The sequence below is a fragment of the Pseudomonas sp. AC070 genome, assembly GCF_979258635.1.
The window spans coordinates 2,828,778-2,855,740 of the sequence record NZ_OZ409871.1 but is presented as its reverse complement, the minus strand read 5'-3'; the positions used below and the strand labels follow the sequence as shown (position 1 = coordinate 2,855,740).

Genomic DNA, 26,963 nt, shown 5'->3' with positions numbered 1-26,963 from the left:
AGAGGCGGAGCTTAGTTGTCATACCCCAAATTCGGCGCCAACCAGCGCTCGGTCACGGCCAAGTCCTGGCCTTTGCGCGCGGTGTAACTCTCGATCTGGTCTTTATCCACCTTACCCACCGCGAAGTACTGCGCCTGCGGATGGGCGAAGTACCAGCCACTCACCGCAGCCGCCGGGAACATGGCGTAGTGCTCGGTGAGGAACACGCCGCTCACGCCCGCTTTGTTTTCCTCGGCGGCCGGGTCGAGCAGGGTGAACAGCGTGCCTTTCTCGGTGTGGTCCGGGCAGGCCGGGTAACCGGGGGCAGGGCGGATGCCCTTGTAGGCTTCCTTGATCAGCTCGTCGTTGCTCAGCGTTTCTTCCGGGTCGTAGCCCCAGTGGGTTTTGCGCACTTGTTGGTGCAGCCACTCGGCGCAGGCTTCGGCCAGACGGTCGGCCAGGGCTTTGACCATGATCGAGTTGTAGTCGTCGCCGGCGTCTTGATAAGCCTTGGCCACTTCCTCGGCGCCGATGCCAGCGGTGGTGATAAACCCGCCCACGTAGTCCGTGACGCCGCTGCTTTTCGGCGCCACGAAATCGGCCAGCGAGAAGTTCGGCTTACCATCGGTTTTGATGATTTGCTGGCGCAGGTGATGCAGCTTGGCCAACGGTTTGCCGTCGTCGCCGTACAGTTCGATGTCGTCGTCCTGCACCTGGTTGGCAGGCCAGAAGCCAAACACCGCGCGGGCTTTGATCAGCTTGCCGTCGATGAGTTTGGTGAGCATCTCGCGGGCGTCTTTGTACAGCGCGGTGGCCGCTTCGCCGACCACTTCGTCGGTGAGAATGCGCGGGAATTTGCCGGCCAGGTCCCACGAGATAAAGAACGGCGTCCAGTCGATGTACTCGGCCAGCACGTTGAGGTCGATGTCTTCCAACACCTTCGCACCGGTAAAGGTCGGTACGCTGGGCTGGTAGCTGGCCCAGTCGAACTGCGGCTTTTTCGCCACGGCGGCGGGGTAGCTCAGGCGCTCGGTGCGGGCGCTGCGGTTGGCGGTGCGCTCGCGCACTTCTACATAGTCTTTGCGGGTGCTTTCGACGAAACCGGCTTTCAGTTCCTTGGACAGCAACTGCGTGGCCACGCCCACGGCGCGCGAGGCGTCGGTGACGTACACCACGGCATCGTTCTGGTACTTGGGCTCGATCTTCACCGCCGTGTGCGCTTTGGAGGTGGTGGCGCCGCCGATCATCAGCGGCAGGGTGAAGCCCTGGCGCTGCATTTCGCGGGCGACGTGCACCATTTCGTCCAGCGACGGCGTGATCAGGCCCGACAGGCCGATGATGTCGCACTTCTCGGCAATCGCCGTTTGCAGAATCTTCTCCGCCGGCACCATCACGCCCAGGTCGACGATGTCGTAGCCGTTACAGCCCAGCACCACGCCGACAATATTCTTGCCGATGTCGTGTACGTCGCCTTTCACCGTCGCCATCAAAATCTTGCCCTTGGCTTCAGGCTTGTCGCCTTTTTCCAGCTCGATAAAGGGAATCAGGTGGGCCACGGCCTGCTTCATCACGCGGGCGGATTTCACCACCTGCGGCAGGAACATTTTGCCGGCGCCGAACAGGTCGCCGACCACGTTCATGCCGGCCATCAGCGGGCCTTCGATCACCTCGATGGGCCGCTTGCATTGCTGCCGCGCTTCTTCGGTGTCTTCGACGATGTGCGTGGTAATGCCCTTGACCAGCGCGTGCTCCAGGCGCTTGCCGACGGTCCAGGAACGCCACTCTTCGGTTTCCGCTTCTTTAACGCTGCCGTCGCCCTTGTAGTTGTCGGCGATGGCTAGCAGGGCGTCGGTGCCGTTGGGCGTGCGGTTGAGCACCACGTCTTCCACGCGGTCGCGCAGCTCGGCGGGAATCTGGTCGTAAATCTCCAGCTGGCCGGCGTTGACGATGCCCATGGTCAGGCCGTTTTTGATCGCGTAGTACAGGAACACCGAGTGAATTGCCTCGCGCACCGGGTTGTTGCCCCGGAACGAGAACGACACGTTGGACACACCGCCCGAGCTCAAGGCGTAGGGCAGGTGGTCGCGGATATAGGCGCACGCGTTGATAAAGTCGACGGCGTAGTTGTTGTGTTCCTCGATGCCGGTGGCCACGGCAAAGATGTTCGGGTCGAAGATGATGTCTTGCGGCGGGAAGCCGACTTCGTCCACGAGAATGTCGTAGGAGCGTTTGCAGATTTCGATCTTGCGTTGTTCGGTGTCGGCCTGGCCGAGTTCGTCAAACGCCATCACCACCACGGCGGCGCCGTAGCGCTTGCACAGCTTGGCGTGGTGAATGAACTGCTCGACGCCTTCTTTCATGGAAATCGAGTTAACGATGCCCTTGCCCTGAATGCACTTGAGGCCCGCCTCGATCACTTCCCACTTGGAGGAGTCGATCATGATCGGCACGCGGGAAATGTCCGGTTCGGAGGCGATCAGATTGAGGAAGGTGACCATCGCCTTCTTCGAATCAAGCATGCCCTCGTCCATGTTGATGTCGATCACCTGAGCGCCGGCTTCCACCTGCTGCAGCGCCACTTCCAAGGCTTCGGTGTAATTATCTTCGCGGATCAGTCGGGCGAACTTGGCGCTGCCGGTGATGTTGGTGCGCTCGCCGACGTTCACAAACAACGACTGACGGTCGATGGTGAACGGCTCCAGCCCGGACAGCCGGCAGGCTTTGGGAATATCCGGAATCGCGCGCGGCTTGTACTTGCTCACGGCCTCGGCGATGGCCTTGATGTGCGCGGGCGTGGTGCCGCAGCAGCCGCCGACGATATTGAGAAAACCCGAGGCCGCAAATTCTTCAACCACCACGGCCATTTCCGCCGGGCTCTCGTCGTATTCACCAAAAGCGTTCGGCAAGCCGGCGTTGGGGTGGGCGGACACATGGGTGTCGGCTTTGCCGGCCAGTTCTTCCAGGTACGGACGCAGTTCCTTGGCGCCGAGGGCGCAATTCAAACCAACGGAAATCGGCTTGGCATGGCTCACCGAGTTCCAGAACGCTTCGGTGGTCTGGCCGGAAAGGGTGCGGCCGGAGGCGTCGGTGATGGTGCCGGAAATCATGATCGGCAGCTCGAAGCCGACTTCTTCATACACGCCCTGCACGGCGAAAATCGCCGCCTTGGCGTTCAAGGTGTCGAAGATGGTTTCGATCAGAATCATGTCCGCGCCGCCTTCGATCAGGCCGCGTGTGGCTTCGGAATAGTTCTCCACCAGCTCGTCAAAGGTGACGTTGCGGTAGCCGGGGTTGTTAACGTCGGGCGACAGCGAACAGGTGCGCGAGGTCGGGCCAAGCACCCCGGCAACGAAGCGCGGACGGTCGGGCGTTTCCAGGGTTTTCGCGTCCGCCACCTGGCGCGCCAGACGGGCGCCTTCCACGTTCAGCTCATACACCAACGCTTCCATGCCGTAGTCGGCCTGGGACACTTGCGTGGCGTTGAAGGTGTTGGTTTCTAGAATGTCGGCGCCGGCATCGAGGTAGGCCTTTTCGATGGCCTGAATCACATCGGGACGGCTAAGCAGCAGCAGGTCGTTGTTGCCCTTCACATCGCTCGGCCAGTCGGCGAAGCGCTTGCCTCGGTAGTCTTCTTCCTCCAGGCGATAGCTCTGAATCATCGTGCCCATGCCGCCGTCGAGAATCAGAATGCGCTCGCTCAGGGCGTGCTGAAGAGACTGGAGTCGGGCTTGGCGATCGGACATGTGGGCATTACCTGAAAAAGCGCGGAATTAAGTGGGCGCGATAATAGCAAAGCTGCAACGGGCTGGAGCGCATGGGCGGTTTACATGAATTTGGCTCATGTTGGCGCCTGGGCGATCCCCACAAAACCGTTACCCCGCGTGAACCGCGATTACAAAAAAACACCGCTCATCTCCATGCCGACGGTGCCTGCAGCGGCGCATCTCGCTAAACTCGCGCCCTTGCGCCTGAAGGAAGTGCCCATGCCATACCGCTCTTACGTCGCAGCAATCTTGTGGTTCTTTGCCATTGGTGCCGACGCCGAATCCATCTCTTATACCCGCGACGTTCAACCGATCCTCACGGAGAAGTGCGTCGCCTGCCACGCCTGCTACGACGCGCCGTGCCAGCTGAACATGGGCAGTGCTGAAGGCGTGTCGCGCGGGGCGAGCAAAATTCCGGTGTACGACGGCGGCCGGACGGTAGCGGTCGACACCACGCGTCTGTATCTCGATGCCCACAGCCCGATCGCGTGGCAGCGCAAGGGCTTTTCGTCCGTGCTCGACGCCCAGGGCGGCCAGGCGGCGCTGATGGCGCGCATGTTGGAGCTGGGACAGCAGCACCCCGTGGAGCCCAACGCCAGACTGCCCGAGAGCATTCAGCTCGGGGTAGAGCGGCCGAACACTTGCCCCACGCCGGGCGAATTCGATAGTTACGCCAAGACGCATCCGCTGGAGGGCATGCCCTTGGGCGTGACCGGCCTGACGGCGGGTGAGTTGCAGACGCTGCAACAGTGGCTGGCCGCCGGCGCGCCGCTAGACCAGCAAGCGCTGGTGGCCAACGGTATAGAGCTGGCGCAAATCAAGCAGTGGGAAGACCTGTTCAACGCCCCTGGCGCGCGCGAGGGTTTGGCGGCACGTTGGCTGTACGAGCATTTGTTCCTGGCGCACCTGTACTTCCAGAACGGCGATAACCGCCATTTCTTTCAAGTGGTGCGCTCGCGGACGCCAAGCGGTACGCCGGTCGATCTGATCGCCAGCCGCCGACCGAACGATGACCCCGGCACCGTCTTCTATTACCGCCTGGTTCCGGTTCAAGGCGTGATCGTGCATAAAACTCACATCACGTATCCGCTCAGCCCGCAAAAGCTGGCACGGGTGAAGGAGTTGTTCTACGGCGATGACTGGCAGGTCCAAGCCTCGCCGGGGTATGGCCCGCAGCGCCGCGCCAATCCGTTCGATACCTTTGCCGCCATTCCGGCGCGGGCGCGGTATCAGTTCATGCTGGAAAACGCCGAATACTTTGTGCAGACCTTCATTCGCGGCCCGGTATGCCGAGGCCAGATCGCCACGGATGTGATCCGCGATAACTTCTGGGTGCTGTTCCAGGATCCCGACCACGACCTGTTCATCACCGACCCCAACTACCGCGGCCAAATCACCGAGAAGCTTGCCTTGCCCGGCCAACTGGACGACCTGGGCGCCACGCTGACTTTGTGGCGGGCGTACCGGGACAAACGCAATGACTACGAAAACGCCCGAAAAGACGCCTACGCCGAGGCGCCGGCACCGAGCTGGTCGCATATCTGGGCGGGCAACGACAACGCTGTGCTGTCGATCTTCCGCAACTTCGACAGCGCCACGGTGAAGAAAGGCTTGATTGGCGAGGTGCCGCAAACGCTGTGGTGGATGGACTACCCGCTGCTGGAGCGCACCTATTACCAGTTGGTGGTCAACTATGACGTATTCGGCAACGTCTCGCACCAGGCGCAGACGCGGCTTTATTTCGACTTGATCCGTAACGGCGCCGAGCAGAATTTTCTGCGCCTGATGCCGGCCGACGCGCGCGACGAGATCCTCAGCGACTGGTACCAGGACGGCGGCAAACTGAAGATGTGGATGGACTACCAAGACATCGACGACGACAGCCCCACGGGTTTGTTCCTGCCGGAAGCGAATGCGAAAAACATCTTCGCCAAGCAACTGATCGAGCGTTACGCCGGCTTCAACATGCGGCCCGACGCGATCAACCGCTGCACCGACGGCCACTGCTACCGCCGCAACTTCCCCAAGCCGCAGCAAGACGCCGAGCAGGCGCTCAGCCGCCTGACCAACAAACCAGCAGCCGGGCTGAAGGTCATTCAAGACCTTCCCGAAGCGACCTTGTTGCGCATTGAAGAAGCGGACGGCAGCTACGATGTTTACAGCCTGCTGCGCAACCGAGCCCACAGCAACGTGGCCTTTATGATGGGCGAGAGCCTGCGCTATCAACCCGGCCTGGACACGCTCACCGTTTACCCCGGCGTAATGAGCAGCTACCCGAACTTCATGTTCAACGTGCCGGTGAAACAGGTGCCGGAGTTCGTCGCGACCTTGGAGCGCGTGCGCGACGACGTGGCGTTTGAACAGGTGGTGCAGCGCTGGGGCATCCGCCGCACGCACCCGCAATTCTGGCGCTACTTCCACGACCTGGACCGCTACATCCAGCGCACCGAGCCCGTGGAGGCGGGGATTCTCGACATGAATAGGTACGAGAATTTGTAGGCTGCGAACCCTGCCTTCCTTTTGTGCAAGCGGTTGGGCGGCATTTCGATTAGCCGCGATTCTTTGGATATTCGAGATCCAACAGCATCGCGGCTAAAGCCGCTCCTACGGGAATTTGTTTCTGCTGCATCGTTAGCGCTTCCCCCTGATTTATGGACCTTTTCCCCCGCCGTTACGGTCAACCCTGTAACGCGAGGTGGCGCGCCGTGGTGTCGGTTTGCCATGTGCGCGCCGGGTTCTGGCGCCTGAAGGCGTCGTGATTGGGAGCAGGGATTTATGCTGATTTCAGTGCAAGCGCTAAGGGCGCTGGCGGCGTGGTTGGTGGTTGGCCACCACATCATGCAAGTGTTTTTCGATTTCAAAGCCGAGAGTGCGTTTGGCCAATTTTTTATCGACAAGGGCGCCGTGGGCGTCGACATCTTTTTTGTGATCAGTGGCTTTGTCATCTACCTCTCCACCCAGGGCAAAGATATTGCCGCCGGGCGCTTTCTGCTCAATCGCGTGCTGCGAATCGTGCCGGCGTACTGGCTGTTTTCGTTAATGGCGGCCCTGCTGATCGTCTACGCCCAACCCGTGATGCCGGGACAAAGCTTCGAACTGCAGCACTTCTTCCTGTCGCTGCTGTTTATACCGGCGGACAACCCTGGCGGCTTCGGTCTTTACCCCACCCTCAGCGTGGGCTGGACCCTCAATTACGAAATGTTCTTCTACCTGCTCTTCGCGCTGGGCTTCAGCGTGCCAGAACGCTATAGGCTGTGGCTAATCGCCGGGGCGCTGTTTCTGGTCGGCACGGTGGCGACGCGGGAAAGCTGGGTGAGCGATTTCTACCGCAACAGCATCGTTTACGAATTTCTGTTCGGCATCGTGCTGGGCATGGTGTATCAGCGTGGCTGGATTCAGCCGGGCCGGTGGCTACCGGTGATGGTCATCGTCGGCTCGTTATTGACCATCTATCACCTGGACACCGCCGTGCGCATGCTGCATTGGGGTGTGCCGAGCGCCTTGATTGTGGCGAGCTGCATTTCGCTGGAGGGCTATTTCCGTGGCAGTCGCGTGCTCAAATCGCTGGGCGATTGCTCGTACTCGGTTTACCTCGTGCACGTGCTGGTTCTGTCGCTGGGCTGGTACCTGACGCAGCGCTTCGACCTCAACATTTATTGGGTGATCGGCGCCTGCATTCCGGCTATCGTGCTCGCCTCTTGGGGGAGCTACGAGCTGATCGAGAAGCGCTTTTTCCAGCAAGCCAAGGCCTGGCTGGACTATCAGAAGCCCCTTACGAACAGATCGGCTATTCCTGACTGATTTACTAGGGCTTTATTCGCCCGCCCCATGGGCGTAAACTGCGCCCATGTTTGCGAGGAGTTGCCATGACTGCCATCACCATTACTGAAGCCGCCCACGATTACCTAGCCGACCTGCTGAGCAAGCAGAGCACCACCGGCATCGGCATCCGCGTCTTCATCACCCAACCGGGTACCCAATATGCTGAAACCTGCATCGCCTATTGCAAGCCAGGCGAAGAGAAGCCAGACGACCACGCCGTAGCGCTGAAAAGCTTTACCGCTTACATCGACGCCTTCAGCGAGCCCTTCCTTGAAGACGCGGTAGTCGACTACGCCACCGACCGCATGGGCGGTCAGCTGACCATCAAGGCACCAAACGCCAAAGTGCCAATGGTTAACGAAGATAGCCCCATCAACGAGCGCATCAGCTACTACCTGCAGACCGAAATCAACCCAGGGCTGGCCAGCCACGGCGGCGAAGTCAGCTTGATTGACGTAGTAGAAGACGGCATTGCCGTACTGAAATTCGGCGGCGGCTGCCAAGGTTGCGGCCAGGTTGACCTGACCCTCAAGGAAGGCATCGAGAAAACCTTGCTCGAACGTATTCCCGAGCTCAAAGGCGTTCGCGACGTGACCGATCACACCAACAAAGAAAACGCGTACTACTAAGTAGCGTTCGTTGACAAAAGGCGGCCCTCGGGCCGCTTTTTCGTTATTGAGGGTTCGTTTCTGCCCGCTTCACTGGGGAATCCGCAGTGTTTTAGCTTCGTTCTGCGAAGCTGTCCGGAGCCTTCGTACAGGCTCTAGGACGTGCTTTTCATAGGGTTATGCACATAAGCCCTAGGGGAAGAACCGTCATGAACAAACACTGCTTTCGCCTCGTCTTCAGTAAGCCCCTGGGCTTCTTAATTCCTGTCGCGGAAATCACTACTGCCCAGCGCAAACCTGGGCAGCGGCAGGGGCCTGCTGCTAGTTCGGTTGAGGCCAAACCGCCGGCGTTTTCTCTTAAGCATCTCGCGCTTTCTCTGCTGGTGGCCGGTGTGCCGAGTTGGGCGGCTGCGCAAATTCTGCTGGACCGCAGCGGCGCGGCCAGTGTGTCCAGTGCGATCAACGGCGTGCCGGTGATCGAGATTGCCAACCCCAATGGCAAAGGGCTTTCCTACAACCGTTTCGACCACTTCGACGTGGCCAACCCCGGCGTTATTTTCAATAACAGCATGGTCAACGGCACGAGCCAGATTGGCGGCGCGGTGCTGTCAAATCCGAAATTGAAACGCACGGCGAAAGCGATTCTTACGGAAATTACCGGCAACAAGCCCAGCTCGATTTCTGGAACGTTGGAAGTGTTTGGGGATGCGGCGGATCTGTTGATCGCCAACCCCAACGGCCTGACCTTGAACGGTGTCACCACGCTGAATAGTTCACGCCTGACCTTGAGTACAGGGCATGTTGCTGACGCAGACAGCAGCCTGAAGTTGCTGGTCGACGAGCACAGCGGCCAGGTGTTGATCGGTGCCGATGGCGTGAACACGGCGGGCTTAAGTTACTTCGATATCGTCGCTCGTTCGGTGGCATTGCAAGGCGTGGTGGGTTCCGATGCGTTGCAGACGGATTTAAACGTGGTGGCCGGCCAAGGCGTCTACGCCACAGATTCGCGGACCTTTACCGCAACCGCCGGCGCGCAAGGTTCCGGCATAGCGATTGCCGGCTCAGCCGCAGGCGCGATGCATGGTCGTTATATCAACCTGATTAGCAGCGACAGCGGCGCCGGGGTTCGGCACGACGGGCTGATTCTGGCGGCGCGGGATATTCAGATAAGCGCCGATGGCAATGTCGGACTTAAAGACATTGGCGCCGGCGGCAGCATCGCTGTCGGCTCATCGAAGCGGTTTACCAACAGCGGCACGCTGAGCGCCGAGGTTGATTTACGCATTGCAGCTAGCGACCTGATTAACAACAAAGACGCCTCGTTAAGCGCCGTCGATCGGGTACGGATAGACGTCGCCAATAGCCTGAAGAACAGCGGCACGATTCGCGGCAAAAACCTTGGCGTCGCGACTCGGACATTGGAAAACAGCGGGACGTTTTTGGCTGACGAAAAGGCTGAGTTCAAGGTTAGCGGTGATCTTCTCAACCAAAACGGCGGCGGGATTTACGCACAGAAAACCGTGGCGCTGGATGTCGGCGGCAAGCTGCTAAATGCCGGATCAATAGTGGCCGGCAATCAGCTTGTTCTGGACGTCGGCAGCTACCAAAACACCGGCACCATCACCTCGTTAGACACTGCCAGCCTGAGCTTCAAAAACGGTGGCAATGCGGTCATCGACGCCGCGTTCCGCGCCCCGCAAGCAGCCAATCTTTTCACGCTGTCCGCCCACCACGTCACCATCACGCACGAGTTCAGCACTCCCGGTTCGGTACATATTCTGGCCACCGGCGATGTGCGTAACCAAGGCGCTGTCATCATCGGCAAAACCTTGGCCATCAGCGCCAAAGGCCTGATCGAAAACGCTCCGGGCAAGCTTATGTGGGCGGGCGAAAACCTCAGCCTGCAAGCCGGCACGCAGTTGCTTAACGGTGTCAAAAGCCAACTCCTGGCCATGGGCGACATGAGCCTGAGCGCGGGCGAAAAAGTACAGAACAACGTCGGGCGTATCGAAGCCCAAGGCAATCTGTGGATCGACACGCCGCTGCTGGAAAACCTGAGTAAAAGCACCGGTGGCGTGGTGACCGCGAGCGTGGCCAACGAAGATGTGTGGCTCTCTAAAGCAGACGGCTTGATCGAGCGCGACTACTGGAACATCAAAATCGATCTGCCGGTTTACGCCTCCGATTTGAGCGTCGAGCAGGCGGTGATCAAGGCGGGCGGCAGTTTGCTGCTCAATCAGGATACGGCCAACGGCAGCGGCGCGACCGTGCGTAACGTCGGCGGGCTGATGGCCGCCACGGGCGATGTGCTGATTGACGGCAATCTGAAAAACGAGGGCATGTTTACCTCCAAAACCCTGGTCGAGATTTTGAAGGCGGCGCCAACGCAGTATTACTTCAGCAATTCGCTGGCCGGCAGCCCTACGGGCCAATGGGTTTATCAGGACGGTTTGTATGGCTTGTTAAATGGTTTTTTCAACGGCAATGGCGCCAGCAGCAGTTGGGTCGAGACGCTCAAGTTAGTCAACAAACCTGGCATCAATCAGGTGCTCAGCGCCGTGTTAGGTGCCGATTGGAAAGCCCTCAGCGATGAACAATTGCGCGGGCGATGGGCGACGTTCAAGACCAGTGCTTCTGACAAGTCGCAACACTACTACGCCGACACCCAGGCAGAAATTTCTGCCGGCAAAGTCTTCCTGCAAGAAGGCGGCACCTTTGAGAGCGGAGACGGGGGCACGTGGGTTGGGCAGCGGCCGATCACCGTTCAGGTGGGCAGCGAAACCGTGGAAAGTCTGGACGGCGAAATGGACGTCCAGTACAACCGCGAGCGGGCCGAGAACGCACTGCGCGATCAGCTGAAAAACCCGCTGTTCCGCCCCCGCGATCCGGCTGCCGACGGCGATGCGTTTGCGCGGATCAAACCGCTGTACGAAACCCGCGTGAGCTACATCGACCAAAGCCAGTACATGGGCTCGGACTATTTCCTGACCAAGATTGGCTACGACGCCGACAAAAGCGTGACCGTGCTGGGCGATGCTTATTTTGATCACCAACTGATCCTGCAGAGCGTCGAGGAGCGGCTGGGTAATTTCTTTGCGCAAACCCAGCGTTTGGGCGGCAAGGATCTGGTTCAACAGCTTTTAGATAACGGCGCTGAGCTAACGACTGAGGCTGGCTTCAGCTTGGGCGAGCCGCTGACCGCCGAACAAATCGCTGGCCTGAAAACCGATGTGGTTTGGTATGAAAACCAATTCGTGGATGGCCAGTTAGTCTTGGCGCCGAGGCTCTACTTAAGCCAGGAAACCATCGCCGCGCGGGACAAAGACGCCAACAGTTCGGCTCTGGTGGGCGGCGACATGATCCTAATTGATGCGGCGTCGGTCGATAACATCAACGGCACCATTCGCGGCAATACCGACGCTTTTGTGTACTCGAAAACCGACGTCAACAACGTATCGGTGGGTGGCGCGCAGGCCGGCATTTTTGCCGGGCAGGGCGGTGAGGACAAACCGGCCGGGCAACTGGTGGTCACCGCTGAAGACAAGGTGCTGAACCAGGGCGGCGTCATGAGCGGCTTTCAGCAAACCGTGGTGGGCGGTGACGGGGTGACGAGTTCAGCCACCACCGGCTACGACAAAAACGGCTACTTGATCGTCCGCGACAACGGGTTAATGGGCGTCGCGCTGACGGAAGACAAGCCTGAAGAAAAAGCGCTGGACGCTGAGCCAACACCTGAGGTGCCAGAAGTTGCAGAGGCTGACGCGGACGAGACAAAACCAGAGAAAAAACCTGTCGTCGTAGCGCGCCCCGACGTGCGCGCCATCTTCGAAGAACGCCTGGCTGCCGGCCCGGTCGACACCGAACAAGGCTCGTCGCTGAGCGTGATTTCGGGCGGCGATATCGACCTGGTCGGCGCCATCACCCAGTCCGACAACGTGCTGATGCAAACCAGCGGCAACTTGAACATAACGGACTTGCACGAGGCGCGTTCTGCCTTTGATTCGGTCGGCTCAAGCGGTTTCTTCTCCCAGGTCGACATCATCGAAATGGCCTCATCGGCCAACTCGGTGGGCAACACCCTGAACGCCAAAAACCTAACCGTTCAGGCCCAGGGTGACTGGAATATTGTCGGTGGCGAAATCGATGCCGATACCAGCAACGTGCAGGTCGGCGGTGACATGACGGTGGCCGCTGGTAAAGACCTGGCCTTCCACGAGAAGACCGTGAAAACCACGCAGCTGGTGATCAGCGCGGGGGTCGGTGCCGGCGGCTACGAAGCCAATGGGATGTGGGGCTCGGCGGCGATGATCGACACACATCTGGCTTCACCGTTTGATGGATTTGGCGAAGATACCCAGGTCAAACCTGGCTTGCGCGGCGAAGCCAGCGCGGGTCGTTCAGCTGCCACACAAGCGCTGGCTAGCGAGGGAACCGGCGCTCGCACCGGCGCCAACGCAGGCCGGGGCGCCACCAGTGGGGCCAACCTTAAAGTCGGCATCGAAACGGTGACCACCACCGATACCAGCGAGTCGACGACGTTCCGCAACGCCCAGCTCAACCTTGGCAGCGGCAGCGTCGATGTCGGCGGCACCTTTGATATGGGTGGTGCGGACATCAATGCCGGTTACCAACTGAGCCCAGAAGAGCGGGCGAAAATGACACCGGAGCAGCGTGTCGCGGCGACGAAAAACATGCCCACGCTAGACGTGATGGCCGGCGACATTAAAACCACCAAGTACGAAAACACCGAGAAAATCACCCACACCCGCGAGGAGTTGTTCCTTGGCGTGACCGCCGAAGGCCACTCCTCGTTAGCGGACGTCGCCACGCAAGCCGCTCAGCTTGCTCATAAAAACCTCGGCACCGATGCCGTCGTCGATCCAAACGCACCGCCCGCGTCCTCGAAAACCCTGGCCACGCAAGACGGCCGCATGGAAGTTGACCCGGCGTTAACCGCCATGATGGCTGCCGGTTTGGCTACCCAAGTGGCGTTTGGCGAAGCCGTAGGGGGTTCGGTTACAGCCGGCATGCAGCACACCATCGAAACCCGCGAGAGCGAACACCGCGCGGAAAACATTAATCAGATTGGCGGCAACATCAGCCTGACCAGCACCAAAGGCAACATCGCGCTCAACGGCGTGAACCTGCAAGGCGGCAAAGTCGCCATCAAATCAGCCGGCAACCTGACCCAAACGGCCGCGAAAAGCAGCAGCACCAGCAGCGAGTCGGTGACCACCCACACCGCAGGTCTTACAGCCAGTAACGGTGCGGCGCCAACGGGCGTCGGCATGGGCTTGTCCGCGGGCGCCAGCGGCAGCTATGACGAAACCAACACCAAAACCACCAGCTACACCAACGGCATGATCAGCGGCACCGACATCAGCATCGAAACCGCCGGCGACCACAACCTGATCGGCTCGAACATCAAGGGCAACACTGTCAGCGCCAAAATCGGTGGCAACCAGACCATCACCAGCGTGCAAGACACATCGGAGATGGAACACACGCGCGGCAACTGGAGCGCCAGCGTCGGCGTGGCGATAACCACGGACGGCATCATCCAGGGCACCGCCAGCGCCAGTGCCTCGGGCGGCAAGGATTTCGACAACAGCAAATTGACCGCCGAGCAAGCGGGCATCAGTGCTGACAGCCTGGACCTGAAGGTGGCGGGAAATCTCAACCTGACCGGCGCGCATATCACCTCAAAACCAGGCCAGGGCCGCGTCGATGTGAGCGGCAAAATCACCGCACAAACCCTGCAAGACAGCCGTGAGAAAGACGGTGGTTACGCTGGCGGTGGCGGCGGTATCAGCAAGAACGGCTTGCCGAGCGTGACCCTGGAATTTGGTCGCGTGGATCAGGTGCATTACACGGCCGAGAACGCGGCGACCATCGACATTGGTGATCCAAGCAAGGTCAGTGCTGCCGGTGGCATCAGTGGTCCGCTGAACACCGATGCCAGCAAACAGCTCACCGTCTCGCAAAACAAACGCGTGGCCGGCACGGATGTAAAAGTCGAAATCTCCATCGGCGATGCGCAGGAAATCAAAGCGGGCGTGAAAAAGCTCTTCACCCCGAAAGCGGGCCGCAGCGTGCATCTCGCCGACGCGCCAAGAACGCAGCCGCGCAAAGCCGACAGCGCTACAACCAAGGTCGCTCAGGCAGACGCACCGAAAGCAACGCTTCGCAGCTATACGGACATCGATGCGCCGAAGGTCAAACAAACCTTCGACCAACGCGTAGTGGTCAACACCGACACCACCAATCCTGTCGTCACCCAGGCCGCGCAAAACCTGGCCAATGAACACCCTGACAGCGTAATCGTCACGCCCACCCCCGACGGCGGCCACAAAGTCCTGAGCGGCGCGCTGGCCGATAGCGGCCGCAAAAAAGTGGAAGTGGTCGGGCACAGCGACGGGCTGAAACTCGGCGGGATGAATGCAAAACAAATTACCGACGTGGTGCAAAAGCTTACTCATGACGGTGACAGCACCGTCGACAAAGTGGCCCTGGTGGGCTGCGGCACGGCATGTGCCAAAGACGGCCCGAGCTTGGTGAGCGAAGTAAGCGGGTTACTGCAGCAGCAAGGAGCTGTCACGGACGTCAGGGGTTATGACACGGCGATACGAATTAGCGAGCAGGGCGATAAAACCCCCACCCAGGCAAACGATCCACATGCATTAGGCAACGATGACGAATTTCAAACAACGCAGGCAGGAGCAAACTCGCTAGCAAAAAACGTTGGAACGGAAGATTCGATCTCCGAAGGTTTACGGCTGGGATTAATTGATAGTGAAGCGGGCGCTTACCTCAAGAACGTTACCGATAATGCCCGCGAACAGTTAAAGACAGGGCCCGTCTTGCTGGGCGAGTACCATGGGCTTCCCGCTACTTCATTAATTGTCGAGCAGCTAATTAAAGAGCGGGCCATTAAGCGCGTACTGTTCGAGCTGCCGCCATTAGAATCGTTAGTGAGTAACTTTTGGGGGAACCCGATTCAGCTAACTCCCGAGCGGACTTCTCAAATTGCCGAATATTTCAGTAATGTGAGTAGCGCTGACCCCAACGATGTTTATCATCGTGACGCTACGCGCCGAGTTTCGACGATCATCGATGGAACAATAACGGCTACTGCTAAAGCGAAGCTGGTGAAGCATGTGATGGATGCAGGCGTGAACTTTGATTTCATCGATGGGGGGCGAAAACCCAAGACTGACGTGTCGGCCGAACACGCACTGCGAAATAACTATATGTCGGAAAAAATACGCAGTGATAATCGGTTTAAACAACCAGGCGTAATCGGAGTGTTTGGAGTCGAACATTTACGCACTCGGGCCGTAAATGGCGTCGTTTATCCGGCATTGCAGGAACTTTCCGGAGTGTCGCCATCGAGGGTGTTTGACGTTTCGCCTGCCTTTTCGGATGGTCAAACGGGGAACGTGTATTACCCTTCGGGCATAGCAACAGGGCAAGTAGATTTAACGACACCAATGTCGCGGTATTTTCCGTACAAGCTAGTGCAATCCTCTGACGCCTCCCCAAGTAGTGGCACAAGCGCTTCGGTAGTGGCCGAGAAATATTGGCGTCACGTTGTAGTGAACGGCGCAGGAGATTCTGCGAGCGCGGCAATAGAACAGATTAAGAAGAAGCATCCTTCCACATCGATTGTGTTTAATTCGTCTGATGATGGCGTGCCGAAGTACAGTTCGGGCGCGGCAGTATTTGGCTCTCTCGGGGAAACAAAAGTTCATATATTTAACGGCGAAGGTCCCCGCTTGATTGACGCGCAACAAGTTCTAAAGTCAATTTCCAAGAAGTTAGGTACGTTGGGTGCCGACACACGCGTGAAAGAGCTGGCTTTGGTGGATGGGTTTTTCAAAGAAATCGTCCCCAATAAAATTGACCGCCATATTCTAATTAACGCTAATCACGGTGATCCGGCTGCCGATTATGCGGTTGCCCAGTTGGCCGCTAAACATCCCTCGACAACTACTGTTGTCATCCCGACAGCTGATGGCAACGCTCAGGTGGTATCAGGATCGCTAGAGGCAGGGGGCGTTAACGCGAAGTTCGAAGTGGTTGGGCATGGAGCCGACGGGAAAATCGGGACGCTGGGCGCCGAGCAAATTGCCTCGACTGTAGCGCGGTTATCCGCAGCCACTGGCGCTTCAGTTGAAAAACTGACATTGGTCGGTTGCGAGTCGCTTTGCGCTAAAGGCAGCCTTGTTGATGAGGTGCGACACCTGCTTGAAACAAAGGAAGATATCTACACGCGCGTCAAAGGCTACCCCACACCGATCATCATCGATGGCAATGGCCACAAACTGCCTGTTTGGGCTGATACCGCCGGCGCGCTTGGCAAGCATGATTCGCAAAGCGCTGACAACACTCGCGATAATCAAGAAAAGCCGAATCTTATCTGGGATGCGCAACGCAAAGGCAAGATAAGTTACGAGGCTGCAGAGTATCTTGAGCATATTAAAAATAAAGCCATCTACCAGCTTCAGTTAGGCCCTGTATTTTTCGGCGAGCAACATAGATCACCGTTTGCAACATTATTGTTCGGCCAGTTAAATGCCGAAACCCGGCTGAAGCGCGTTTTGTTGGAAGAAGTACCGCTTAGTGGGCGTTACAGGGCTACAAAAGATTCCTCTATTGTGCAGGCGTTAACGTACAAGGGGTTTGCGTCGGTGGATGATTATTTCAGTAACTTTGATGCGCTGGAAAAAGGTACGGATTTTTTCAGGACTACGCAAAAAGAGCTATCGAAAGAGGCATTGATAGTTGAGCACGAAGATCCCGGGAACCTCAGGGCGGCGATTATAAACAGCGGCCTTCGATTTGATTGTATTGACTGTGGCAGGATGGGGCCCGGCTATGCGCCGGACGATCCTGAAGAAGTCAATGCCCGAAATCTTGCGATGGCCAATAAGATAAACAGCGACCCTAAGTTTCAACTGCCTGGCGTGATCGGGATTTTTGGTGTGGAACATCTGCGAAAATTTCCCACTCATCTTGGCACCGCAGGACCCGCGATACAGGAAATGGTAAATCTGCCCGAGTATCGAACCTACGATCTCTCGCCTTTATTTACTGATTTCTCCACAAACCAAGTGTTTTATCGCTGGGGGGGACTCAGCGATGCGCGCTCGGCCCAGGCGCCAATGACTATTGGTCGGCCTTACAAGAAGCTGGGCACTGGTTCAGGCGAGGCGATTAAGCAGACGAAGTACCAAAATCATGTGGTGCTGAACGCCGCCGGGGAACGTGCACAACCGGCCATAGAGCGGCTTAAAACAAAGTATCCCTCCACCACTATTGTATTTAATGCCCAGCAAGGCGGGGCGTTAGATTATGTGGAGGGTGCTTCAACCAATTACGGCCGGGAAAAGCTGACTAAGGTGTTTCTTTTTGCGCCCGAAGAACCGCAGCTTCCGGATAAGTACCGCTGGTTAAGCTTGGCAGCTATCAAAACGAACCGTGCGCCGACCTATATGAATCTCAAGGAATACCATGAAACCGCTGACGGCGAGTTCGAGTTTCGTCCGCCGAGCACATTAGCCAAGCCTGTACTGTTCAAACCTCCGTTGTAACCCGCTAGACAATGCGCAATTTAAAGCGTGGCGATTGCGCCACGCTTTCTTGCCGGCCATAGCATCAGCAGCGCCACAGCCACCAACGGCAATACGCCGATGTTTATGGCGGTCCAACCCAGCCCGGTAATCAACGCGCCGGAGGCAAATGAGGCACAGGCGGCGACGGAACCGTTGACCAGTTCCATGACGCCTTGCGCCTGGCCGCGCTCGCTGGCGAAATGGCCTTCGGCAAGCAACGTGGTGCCAGCGATAAGGGCCAGGTTCCAGCCCAAGCCCAGCAGGAATGAGCTCAGTAAAAAATGCTCATGGCTCAAGCCAGTAAGTGCTACGGCGGCGCTGGCGAGCAAGATGCTGCCGCCCAGCACGGCGACGCGGCGGCTGCCGAGGCGGTCTACCAACGGGCCGGCGACAAATGCTGGAAGAAACATGCCGAGCATGTGCCACTGAATAACGCCTGCGCCCACTGCCACATCAAAGCCACAAAAACTCATGGCCAGCGGCGTAGCGTTCATTACCAGCACCATCAAGCCGTGGCCGATAGCAGTAGTGGCAACTGCTGCCCGCACCACCGGCCTTGCCAGCAACTCACGCATGGCAGCGAAACCAGCTTTGCCCGGCGCCGGTGCGGCACCTTCGCGCAGTTGGCTCAGCAGCAACAAGCCAACGGCGGCGAGCGCCGCAATGGCCAGATATGCCCCCAAATACGGCGTGCTCAGCACGGTGCGCGACCACAGCGCCAAGCTGGGTGCCAGCAGTGCCGCAAGCACTCCGCCGCCGACCACATAAGCCGTGGCGCGGCCTTTCTGCCGTTCATCCACCGCTTCCAGCGCGGCGAAGCGGTAGTACATGGCCGACGCTTGATAGGCGCCGATGGGCAAAGCGCCGAGGCAGAACACGGTGAAGTCGCCCACCCAAACGCCCAACGCGCTGAGTAAGCCGCCCGCCACGCCACACGCCGCACCGAGCATCAAGCCCGGTCGCCGGCCGTGACGTTGCATAAACAGTGACAGCGGCTGCACCGCCAGCAAATTGCCGAGCACCAGCAGCGCCAAGGGAAGGGTGGCCAGCACGTTGCTCGGCGCCAGTTGCAAGCCGACCAACGAGGTCAGGGTGATGCCGATGAGCGAGCAGGACCAGTACAGGGCCTGACCCGCAAACAGCAGCCGAACGGAGGCATTACGCAACAGCAACATGGTGGTTTTTCCTTGGCGGATGGCGACGTCAGCTGGCGTTGGCGCAGCCGGCTGGTTTATGCACGCGTTCGGTGGAGGCGGGGTTGTTGAGCAACTTGGCGGCCGGGCGGCGAGGGCGTTGCAGCAATTCGCCGCCGCAGTTCGGGCATTCGCCCTTAAGGTGGGTTTCGGCGCAGTGCTGGCAAAAGGTGCATTCGAATGTGCAGATACGCGCGTCTACCGAGTCCGGTGGCAGGTCGCGGTCGCAGCATTCACAGCTTGGGCGAAGTTCGAGCATGGCGTAGTCCTTACGTGGGTGGGTTTGAATGAGGATGGCGGGCGCTTATAGCGCCGGCTCGCGCAGTGGGGCGTCGCCAAAGCGCTGCGAATATTCTTGCGGGCTGACCGCCAGGTGTTTGTGAAACGTGCGCCGCAGATTTTCCGGATGACCAAAGCCGGTCAGCCGCGCCACGGTGGCGATCGAGGCTTGGGCGTCTTGCAGCAGCAAGCGCGCGGCCTCCAGCCGCACTCGCTCCACATACCTGCCGGGGCCCATGCCCAGCTCCTGAGTGAACACGCGCGACAACGTCCGCGGCGTCATTTTTGCCTGGTTGGCCAGGGCCTCCAGCGATAAGTCCGCCCCGAGGTTGGCGGGCAGCCAATCGAGTAATGCGGCCAGGCGCGGCACGCGGGTCGGTTCCGGGGTGAGCAGGGCGCTGAATTGGGTTTGTCCGCCAGGGCGACGCAAAAACATCACCAAGCGCCTTGCTACGCTCAAGGCCATCGCGCGGCCCAAGTCGGCCTCGACCAAGGCCAGCGCCAGGTCGATGCCGGCCGTAACGCCCGCTGAGGTGAATACATGGCTGTCGCCGTCCAGATTGCGCGGGTCGAAGGTGTGCAGGCGGTCGCTTTCAATCATCACTGAGGGGAAACGGCAACGCAGTTCATCGACATCGGCCCAATGGGTAGTCGCCTGGCGGCCGTCGAGCACGCCAGCGGCGGCGAGAATCAGTGCACCGGAACAGATCGAACCCAACCGCCGCACCTGCGGCTCGGCCTGGCGCAACCACTCAAGCAACGGGGCGTCGAGCATTTGCTCGTTGACGCCGAGGCCGCCGGGCACGAGCAGGGTGTCTAGCCGCGCGACATTCAGCGTTTGCCAGGTGCGGTCCACGCATAGACGCATGCCGGCAGAGGTGGGCACGGGCGTCAGGTCTGCGCCCACCAACAGCAATTCATAAAACGCTGGCAGGCCCTGGCGCCCGCGCTCGACGTTAGCCGAGGCGAACACTTGCATCGGGCCGGTGACATCCAGGCTCATCACCTGCGGGAAAATCAGGCAGGCGACGGTGCGCAGCTTGTCGGAGGAATAGGGCTTGGCCATGGGAGGCACCTTCTTGACGATGGTGCCATTCTGTCGCGCGAAGGGGTTGGCAACAATGACAATAAGCCCACATATCTTGCCATTTTTGACTGCGCGGTTTTGGGCAAATCGCGGCTGAAGCCGCTCCCACAATTGAGGTTAACCCTGTAGGAGCGGCTTCAGCCGCGAGCTTTTGAACTGGATAAATTCCTCATTCCGGATTCAACCGCTCCAAAAACCGCATCAATGTCGTTTCTTCATCACGCAAACCCTTGCGGCTGCGCGACTTGTTCAACGAGGCCAATTCACCGGCAATGAAGTGTTCCAGCACGGCCGGGTGCACGTAGCACTTGCGGCAAATGGCGGGGGTGTTGCCGAGTTGGCTGGCGACATCTTTGATCACTTCGTTGACGAGGCGTTTCTGCTCGGTCGCCGAGCGTTCCTCGTGGGGCAATTGGCGCAGGCGGTCGAGGGCCAGGGCGGTTCCGGCCCAGGTGCGGTAGTCCTTGGCGGTGAAGTCGCTGCCGCTTTGTTCTTGTAAGTATTGGTTGATGTCGGAGGAGGTCACAACCCGGCGCTGACCGTCGTCGTCCAGGTATTGGAACAGATGCTGGCCGGGCAGCTCGAGGCAGCGGCGAATGATTTTCGCCAGGCGCGGGTGCTGCAGGCTCACTTCATGCTCGACGCCGCTCTTGCCGCGAAAGTGAAAGCGGATGCCGGCGCCTTTCACGTCCACGTGGCGGTTACGCAGGGTGGTCAGGCCGAAGGATTTGTTGTCACGGGCGTATTGCGTGTTGCCGACGCGAATCAGCGTTGAGTCGAGCAGGGCCACCACCGTGGCGACCACTTTGTCATGGCCCAGCCCCGGCAATTGCAGGTGTTCTTCGGTGCGCGTGCGCAGTTTCGGCAGGGCGCGACCGAATTCCAGCAGGCGTTCGTATTTGTCGGCGTCGCGAATTTCGCGCCAGCGCGGGTGATAGCGGTATTGCTTGCGCCCACGGGCGTCGCGGCCGGTGGCTTGCAGATGGCCTTGCGGGTCGGGGCAAATCCATACGTCTTCGTAGGCTGGCGGAATGGCCAGCTTGTTGATGCGCTGAATCTCGTCGGCGTCGTGGATGCGCTCGCCCTTGAGGTCGAAGTAGACGAACTTGCCGCGCAATTTACGTCGGCGAAAACCCGGTTGGCTGTCGTCGACGTAGTGCAAGTCGGGCGGCAATGCGGGGCAGAGCAGGGTGCCGGTGTCGCCGCCTTCGTCATCGGGTAGCGGCCGTTCGCCTTTGGCCAACGGCAATACGTCGGGCTTGATTGCGCTGGTCATGGTTAGCCTTGCCTCGGAGTGTTGATGGCTTCGCTCCATTCATCATGCTCGCAGCGCTGACACGTGGCGTGCTCGCCGGCCTGCAGCTGCGTGGTGTTGCCGCACCAGATGCAGGCGTACAACGCGCTGCTCGGCACTTCCCGATATTGCTGGCGAAGCGGGCTGGGCAATACCGACAGGCCATAGCGCACCTGGTCGTCGGGCAGGAAATAGAGGCTGACGTCGCCGTTCACTTCCATGATGCCGATGCGCACTTGGCCCAGGTGCTCGACGCCTTTCTGGCGCAGCTCCATAAAGAACTCGTCGGTGGAGATGTTCTTGCGGGCCAGCGCCGGTACGTCGCACACACCGTTTTCGATGATCAACGCCGGGCGGCCCTCCAGCCAGTCGCCGAACCGCGGCAAGCGCTCCATGGCGAAGGTGGTGACGCGGTAGAGCAGCAGCAACGTGGCGAACACCACGACGATGGGCAGCAACGGCACGTCGTCGTAGAAAGTGACGTCGCCTGCGGCCGAGCCGAGGGTGAGGATCACCACCAGTTCAAACAGCGACAGCTGCCTGACGCCACGGCGCCCGGAAATTTTCAGAAAGGTGAACACCACCAGATAAGCGAACAGCGTGCGGACCGTGACTTCAAGCAAAAACGGTACGGGCAGCTTGTCGATCAGCATCCGCTGCCAATCGAAAGCGGTCATGGCCTGAGGCCTTGGTTACGAGTGGACATGGGCGGTTTCCTACCTGACTGCGGGTAACAAAGTAGACGCTGACGGGCGGTTATAGGTTCGGTGTATTTGTGCGCCAGGGCGGGGACCGCGCGGCGTCGACGCTGAATGCCTAAAAAGCATGTTTTTTATGCCTTTCGAGCTGTGGAAAATAAAAAGCGAAGAAATTCAATGGGTTAATAATTTAAATTCTTTTAGGTTATTACAAAATAGTTAAAAGTTACTTTTTGAGATAAGCACTCTCCTCAATCATTGCGCCCAACACGTCGAACCGCTCTGCAACGGCCACTTGCCAGACAGCGCGGGCGCTGGGTCACCGCGCTGTTGACCGGCGACATACGCAATTGCGAGGAGTTTTAAATGGGCAATGTTCAACCAGCCGCATCAGCGCAGCGGCAATGGCAGGCGCCGGCCAGCGCCGATCTGGTCGACCTCGGTCACCGCCATCGCGAGCCGCTGGCCCAGAGCCGGCGCCATCACGTGGCGCCAGTCGGCGCATTGAGTCGGCGGGAAAAGCTGTTGCTGGCGGTGCTCGCGGTGGTCGCCCACGGTGGGCTGATTTACTGGCTCAACCAGCAGACCACACCGCCGCTGCCGGTAGTGCCGCCAGAAATCCCGCCCATGGAAATCGAATTCACCCGCCCGGCGCCGCCGGTGGTGGAACCGCCACCGCCGCCACCGCCGCCGCCCGTGGTTGAGCCGCCACCACCGCCACCGCCTGTGGTGGATGAGTTGGCCGCCAAGCCGGCGCCCAAACCGATTCCGAAACCCAAGCCGACACCGCCGCCCAAGCCCGTACCGAAGCCGGCACCCAAGGCTGTGGAACCGCCGCCCCCGGCACCGACGCCACCGCCCGTTGCTGCACCGGCGCCACCCGCGCCACCGGCTCCGGCTCCTGTTACACCGCCGTCCGCCAACGCGGCGTATTTGAAAAACCCGGCGCCGGAATACCCGTCGCTGGCCCAGCGTCGCGGTTGGGAAGGCACGGTGGTGTTGCGGGTGCATGTACTGGCCAGCGGCAGCCCGGCAGAGATTCAGATTCAAACCTCCAGCGGCCGCGAGCTGCTGGATAACGCAGCCGTACAGGCGGTCAAGCGCTGGTCGTTTGTGCCGTCCAAGCAAGGCGATGTGGCGCGAGACGGTTGGGTCAGCGTGCCGATCGGCTTCAAGTTGCACTGACAGCGACCACGCATTAGCGAATTTATAGAGAGAGTTGAATCATGAGCATATTGGCCACATCCCCCCTCGAGTCGATTGAAAGCGCGGTCATCTGGCTGCTGGTCGGTTTCTCTGTTGTGACGTGGGGCCTGGCCCTGCTGAAGGCCCTGCAATTCGGGCGTCTTAAACGCCAGGACCGCAAAGTTCAGAAGCTGTTCTGGGGCGCCTCCAGCCTTGATGGAGCGGCGGAGCTGGTGAACTCCCAGCCCGGCGCCGTCTCACGTGTTGCCCAAGCCGGCTTCGGCGCGATTCAGGTGCAAGAGCACGCCCAGGACCTGAGCCAGGCGATCAATCACCAAGACCGCCTCGAGCGCGCCCTTCGTCAGCAAATTCAACGTGAGCGCCGTTCGCTGGAGTCGGGCTTGGCGGTGGTTGCTTCCATCGGCAGCACCTCGCCCTTTATCGGTCTGTTCGGCACCGTGTGGGGGATCATGGAAGCGCTCAAAGGCATCAGCCTGGCCGGCTCTGCCAGTCTGGAAACCGTGGCCGGCCCGATTGGTGCTGCGCTGGTGGCCACCGGTGTGGGCATCGCTGTCGCCGTGCCGGCGGTGCTGGTTTACAACTACTTTCTGCGTCGCCTGAAACTCAATTCGGCTGATCTGGACGACTTCGCCCACGACTTCTACAGCCTGGCGCAGAAATCAGCCTTCAAACTCATCCAACTGCCTGGCGGTAAAGCCGCACCGCAGAAAGTGAAGGAGGCTTCGTAATGGCGTTCTCCACTCAAGACAGCGATGAAGTGCTCAGCGAAATCAACGTAACGCCGCTGGTGGATGTGATGTTGGTGCTGCTGGTGGTGTTTATCGTCACGGCGCCGCTGCTCACCAATGCCATCCCGATCAACTTGCCGAAGACCGAAGCCGTGGCGCCGGTCGAGCAGAAAGACCCGCTGGTGGTCAGCATCGACGGCGCCGGCAAGGTGTTCTTGAACAAAGACGAAATTCAGGCTGACCTGCTGCAAACCAGCCTGGAAACCGCCAAGGCCAAAGACGCCGAATTGCGCGTGCAGTTGCAGGCCGATGAGAAAGTCGACTACGGCCAGGTGGCCAAGGCCATGGCTTCGATTGAACGGGCAGGGATTACCAAGCTCTCGGTGATTACTGCGCGTTAACGGCCTTCCGATTTTGGTCGCCCTTCTTCAGGCAGGGGCAGGGCGGCCGCTTTTATTCATTCCCGGGCACGGTGAAACTGCTGCGCTCGCTACGTTTCACCGCGCCCGGACCATAAAAAGTTTTTTGGCAGGGGAAACCTGATGACTTCCACGCTCTATATCTCGCCGGGCGCTTGCTCGTTCGCCGCTCACGTGGTCGTGCATGAGCTGGAGTTGCCGATTCAGGTGGAGCGCGTTGCGTTGCGCACGGCGGACTCGCCGATTCACCAGATCAACCCCTTGGGCCGCGTGCCGGTGTTGCAGTTGGACGATGGCCGCCGCATTACCGAGAACAGCGCGATTTTGCCGTACCTCGCTGACCTCAAACCGGGCACTTCGCTGTTCGCGCCGGCGGGCAGCGTGGAGCGCGCGCAGATTCAGAGTTGGATTGGTTACCTGGCCGCCGAGGTGCACGCCGCCTCGTTTCGCCCGCTAAACCGGCCGGAGCGCTACAGCGCCGATGAAAGCGCCCATCCCGGCATTCGTGCGCAGGCGGTGGAGCAGTTGTACAAGGCGTTTGCGCACATCGACCAACACCTGCAAGCCCAGCCTTTCTTGGGCGGCGAGCAGTACAGCATTGCCGATGCCTACCTGGGCGTGTTCGCCGGCTGGGCGGGGCGCGTGGGCGGGCGCTTGGATGAGTTGAAGGCGTTGGCGCGCTTTCGTGAGCACTTCAACGCGCGGCCGGCGGTACAGCGCGCGTTGGTGGCTGAAGGTTTTTAGGCCTCAGCCGTTTTCCTCTTCGTAGCGGTCCAGCGTGTCGCTGGTGATGATGCGGCCCAGTTCGATCAACTCGGGCGCTTTGTAGAACTCGAAGAAGCGACAGGCACGGCGCGGCACGTTGACCAGAATGTCGGGCGGGTAGCCGGCGATCTTGTATTGCGCGAGCGAGGTTTGCATCACCTCGAAGCTTTGGTTGACCAACTCCAACAACGACGCTGGGCTCCCAGTTTCGGCAACCCGAGAGCCGGTGGCCGAGTTTGGCGTCGGGCTTTCGTCCGGGCGCGGCGACGGTGCGGCGGCCGGTGGGTCGAGCCAGGGGTTGGGCTCGGCGCTGGCGGCGGCTTCCAGTAACGCAGCTTCTTCGGCGGGGCCGGCCAGTTTGCGGCGAAACGGAATGCGTGAACCAATGCTGTCCATCAAGCCGTCGAGCTTGCCTTTGAACGCAGCAGGACGCTCGATCACCGGCAGTTGGTAATGGCGCTGGCCGTTGGCGTTGAGGTTCACGGCCACAATCAAATCGCAATGACTGGCTACCACCGGCACGATGGGCAGCGGGTTGAGCAGGCTGCCGTCTACCAACATGCGCTTGCCCTGGATCACCGGGGTAAACAGGCTGGGAATCGCCGCCGAGGCGCGCATGGCTTGGTGCAGGTTGCCTTGTTGGAACCAAATCTCTTGTTGAAAGGTGAGGTCGGTGGCGACGGCGGTGTAGGGGATGCGCAGGTCTTCAATATTGATTTCGCCGACCATTTCGCGAATGCGCCCGAACACTTTCTCACCACGAATGGCGCCGAGTCGGAAGCTGACGTCGAGCAGACGCAGCACGTCGATGTAGTCGAGGCTTTCAATCCACTCGCGGTATTCGGGCAGCCTGCCGGCGGCGTAGATGCCGCCGACCACCGCGCCCATCGAGCAGCCGGCGATGCAGGCGATGTCATAACCGCGCCGCTCCAGTTCCTCGATGGCGCCAATGTGCGCATACCCCCGTGCGCCCCCCGCACCCAACACCAGCGCCACGCGTTTACTCATCACCCGCTCCTGATTACTATCGCCGGCCGGTTGGCACGGCATTTTGCGACCATACGCGCGCCGGCTTGCGCCGCCAAGGCGCAGGCGATCGCCGTTTCGCTTGATCGCACTTTTTCGCGGCGCTGGCGTCTGATCAACACACGTGCTTAATGACGTTTAACCTGCTGTTTCTCTTATTTGGAGCAATGTTATGAAAGCCTGGATCTGCTTACCCCTGATGGTGCTGGCGTTGTCCGGTTGCGCCGCCAAAACTGCCTACCGCGACAGCTGCGCCGCTCAGTCGGACGCTGCCTGGCGCGAGCTCGACCTGGCCAAGGCCGAAGGCTTTGCCGGCACCGTCAGCTACTCCAAAGCCTTGTCGCTGCTGACTGGCGCCAAGACTTCGCAACAATTCGAAGGCTACGAAAGCTGCACTAAGAACGCCAAGAAAGCGCGCTTCTACATCAGCGAATCCCGCGCGGGGCGTTGATCGCGTTTCAGCAGAACACGGTCGTCAGGT

The 26,963-nt window shown here is 59.7% G+C and carries 16 protein-coding genes; 9 read left to right on the top strand and 7 right to left on the bottom strand.

The features are described from left to right. Window positions 1-11 precede the first annotated feature (11 nt). Window positions 12-3,722, bottom strand: coding sequence for a methionine synthase (gene metH, locus ACZZ0Q_RS12645; protein WP_463542082.1), 3,711 nt, complete (start codon window positions 3,720-3,722; stop codon window positions 12-14). Between the two features lie 240 nt (window positions 3,723-3,962). On the opposite strand from metH, the gene ACZZ0Q_RS12640 reads away from it, so the two are divergent. The 4 genes from ACZZ0Q_RS12640 to ACZZ0Q_RS12625 all read left to right on the top strand — a co-directional run bounded on the left by ACZZ0Q_RS12640 (window position 3,963) and on the right by ACZZ0Q_RS12625 (window position 17,766). Next, the gene (locus tag ACZZ0Q_RS12640) at window positions 3,963-6,242 is read left to right on the top strand and encodes a fatty acid cis/trans isomerase (RefSeq protein ID WP_463542083.1); all 2,280 of its coding nucleotides are present in this window, start codon (window positions 3,963-3,965) and stop codon (window positions 6,240-6,242) included. 276 nt (window positions 6,243-6,518) lie between these two features. Continuing rightward, entirely contained in the window at window positions 6,519-7,544 is a 1,026-nt protein-coding gene (locus ACZZ0Q_RS12635; RefSeq protein ID WP_463542084.1) for an acyltransferase family protein, read from the top strand. A 65-nt stretch (window positions 7,545-7,609) separates the two neighbouring features. Beyond that, window positions 7,610-8,194: a Fe-S biogenesis protein NfuA gene (gene nfuA, locus ACZZ0Q_RS12630; RefSeq protein ID WP_463542085.1), complete on the top strand. Its 585-nt coding sequence runs from the start codon at window positions 7,610-7,612 to the stop codon at window positions 8,192-8,194. A 188-nt stretch (window positions 8,195-8,382) separates the two neighbouring features. After that, complete coding sequence (locus ACZZ0Q_RS12625; RefSeq protein WP_463560629.1) at window positions 8,383-17,766, top strand: two-partner secretion domain-containing protein; 9,384 nt, start codon at window positions 8,383-8,385, stop codon at window positions 17,764-17,766. A 20-nt stretch (window positions 17,767-17,786) separates the two neighbouring features. Here the strand turns inward: ACZZ0Q_RS12625 and ACZZ0Q_RS12620 are convergent, their stop codons facing one another. From ACZZ0Q_RS12620 to ACZZ0Q_RS12600, 5 genes are all read right to left on the bottom strand, one after another. After that, a complete protein-coding gene (locus ACZZ0Q_RS12620) occupies window positions 17,787-18,959 on the bottom strand; it encodes an MFS transporter (RefSeq protein ID WP_463542339.1) in 1,173 nt (390 codons plus the stop codon). 31 nt (window positions 18,960-18,990) lie between these two features. Then, window positions 18,991-19,239, bottom strand: a complete 249-nt coding sequence (locus ACZZ0Q_RS12615; RefSeq protein ID WP_463542089.1) for a DUF1272 domain-containing protein — start codon at window positions 19,237-19,239, stop codon at window positions 18,991-18,993. 45 nt (window positions 19,240-19,284) lie between these two features. Next, entirely contained in the window at window positions 19,285-20,325 is a 1,041-nt protein-coding gene (locus ACZZ0Q_RS12610; protein ID WP_463542090.1) for a GlxA family transcriptional regulator, read from the bottom strand. Window positions 20,326-20,515: 190 nt separating this feature from the next. After that, window positions 20,516-21,622: a DNA topoisomerase IB gene (locus ACZZ0Q_RS12605; protein WP_463542091.1), complete on the bottom strand. Its 1,107-nt coding sequence runs from the start codon at window positions 21,620-21,622 to the stop codon at window positions 20,516-20,518. Window positions 21,623-21,624: 2 nt separating this feature from the next. Beyond that, window positions 21,625-22,317 (bottom strand): DUF421 domain-containing protein, encoded by a 693-nt coding sequence (locus ACZZ0Q_RS12600; protein WP_463382566.1) that lies wholly within the window; start codon window positions 22,315-22,317, stop codon window positions 21,625-21,627. A gap of 387 nt (window positions 22,318-22,704) precedes the next feature. Here ACZZ0Q_RS12600 and ACZZ0Q_RS12595 point away from each other — a divergent pair, with 387 nt between their 5' ends. From ACZZ0Q_RS12595 to ACZZ0Q_RS12580, 4 genes are all read left to right on the top strand, one after another. Further along, window positions 22,705-23,523: an energy transducer TonB gene (locus tag ACZZ0Q_RS12595; RefSeq protein WP_463542092.1), complete on the top strand. Its 819-nt coding sequence runs from the start codon at window positions 22,705-22,707 to the stop codon at window positions 23,521-23,523. Window positions 23,524-23,564: 41 nt separating this feature from the next. Next, entirely contained in the window at window positions 23,565-24,272 is a 708-nt protein-coding gene (locus tag ACZZ0Q_RS12590; protein WP_463560627.1) for a MotA/TolQ/ExbB proton channel family protein, read from the top strand. Next, a complete protein-coding gene (locus ACZZ0Q_RS12585) occupies window positions 24,272-24,673 on the top strand; it encodes an ExbD/TolR family protein (protein WP_122451012.1) in 402 nt (133 codons plus the stop codon). The genes ACZZ0Q_RS12590 and ACZZ0Q_RS12585 overlap by 1 nt, the downstream gene beginning before the upstream one ends. A 141-nt stretch (window positions 24,674-24,814) precedes the next feature. Further along, window positions 24,815-25,435 (top strand): glutathione S-transferase C-terminal domain-containing protein, encoded by a 621-nt coding sequence (locus tag ACZZ0Q_RS12580; protein ID WP_463542093.1) that lies wholly within the window; start codon window positions 24,815-24,817, stop codon window positions 25,433-25,435. Window positions 25,436-25,438: 3 nt separating this feature from the next. Here the strand turns inward: ACZZ0Q_RS12580 and ACZZ0Q_RS12575 are convergent, their stop codons facing one another. Further along, entirely contained in the window at window positions 25,439-26,464 is a 1,026-nt protein-coding gene (locus ACZZ0Q_RS12575; RefSeq protein WP_122498391.1) for a patatin-like phospholipase family protein, read from the bottom strand. Window positions 26,465-26,654: 190 nt separating this feature from the next. Here ACZZ0Q_RS12575 and ACZZ0Q_RS12570 point away from each other — a divergent pair, with 190 nt between their 5' ends. Then, window positions 26,655-26,933, top strand: coding sequence for a hypothetical protein (locus ACZZ0Q_RS12570; RefSeq protein WP_122451010.1), 279 nt, complete (start codon window positions 26,655-26,657; stop codon window positions 26,931-26,933). The last annotated feature ends 30 nt before the right edge of the window (window positions 26,934-26,963 follow it).

Bases quoted from the DNA above. Each gene is read 5' to 3' on its own strand.
- ACZZ0Q_RS12600 (WP_463382566.1), bottom strand. From the start codon at position 22,317: ATGACCGCTTTCGATTGGCAGCGGATGCTGATCGACAAGCTGCCCGTA.
- metH (WP_463542082.1), bottom strand. From the start codon at position 3,722: ATGTCCGATCGCCAAGCCCGACTCCAGTCTCTTCAGCACGCCCTGAGC.
- ACZZ0Q_RS12575 (WP_122498391.1), bottom strand. From the start codon at position 26,464: ATGAGTAAACGCGTGGCGCTGGTGTTGGGTGCGGGGGGCGCACGGGGG.
- ACZZ0Q_RS12570 (WP_122451010.1), top strand. From the start codon at position 26,655: ATGAAAGCCTGGATCTGCTTACCCCTGATGGTGCTGGCGTTGTCCGGT.
- ACZZ0Q_RS12635 (WP_463542084.1), top strand. From the start codon at position 6,519: ATGCTGATTTCAGTGCAAGCGCTAAGGGCGCTGGCGGCGTGGTTGGTG.
- ACZZ0Q_RS12595 (WP_463542092.1), top strand. From the start codon at position 22,705: ATGGGCAATGTTCAACCAGCCGCATCAGCGCAGCGGCAATGGCAGGCG.
- ACZZ0Q_RS12605 (WP_463542091.1), bottom strand. From the start codon at position 21,622: ATGACCAGCGCAATCAAGCCCGACGTATTGCCGTTGGCCAAAGGCGAA.
- ACZZ0Q_RS12615 (WP_463542089.1), bottom strand. From the start codon at position 19,239: ATGCTCGAACTTCGCCCAAGCTGTGAATGCTGCGACCGCGACCTGCCA.
- ACZZ0Q_RS12590 (WP_463560627.1), top strand. From the start codon at position 23,565: ATGAGCATATTGGCCACATCCCCCCTCGAGTCGATTGAAAGCGCGGTC.
- ACZZ0Q_RS12610 (WP_463542090.1), bottom strand. From the start codon at position 20,325: ATGGCCAAGCCCTATTCCTCCGACAAGCTGCGCACCGTCGCCTGCCTG.
- ACZZ0Q_RS12585 (WP_122451012.1), top strand. From the start codon at position 24,272: ATGGCGTTCTCCACTCAAGACAGCGATGAAGTGCTCAGCGAAATCAAC.
- ACZZ0Q_RS12625 (WP_463560629.1), top strand. From the start codon at position 8,383: ATGAACAAACACTGCTTTCGCCTCGTCTTCAGTAAGCCCCTGGGCTTC.
- nfuA (WP_463542085.1), top strand. From the start codon at position 7,610: ATGACTGCCATCACCATTACTGAAGCCGCCCACGATTACCTAGCCGAC.
- ACZZ0Q_RS12580 (WP_463542093.1), top strand. From the start codon at position 24,815: ATGACTTCCACGCTCTATATCTCGCCGGGCGCTTGCTCGTTCGCCGCT.
- ACZZ0Q_RS12640 (WP_463542083.1), top strand. From the start codon at position 3,963: ATGCCATACCGCTCTTACGTCGCAGCAATCTTGTGGTTCTTTGCCATT.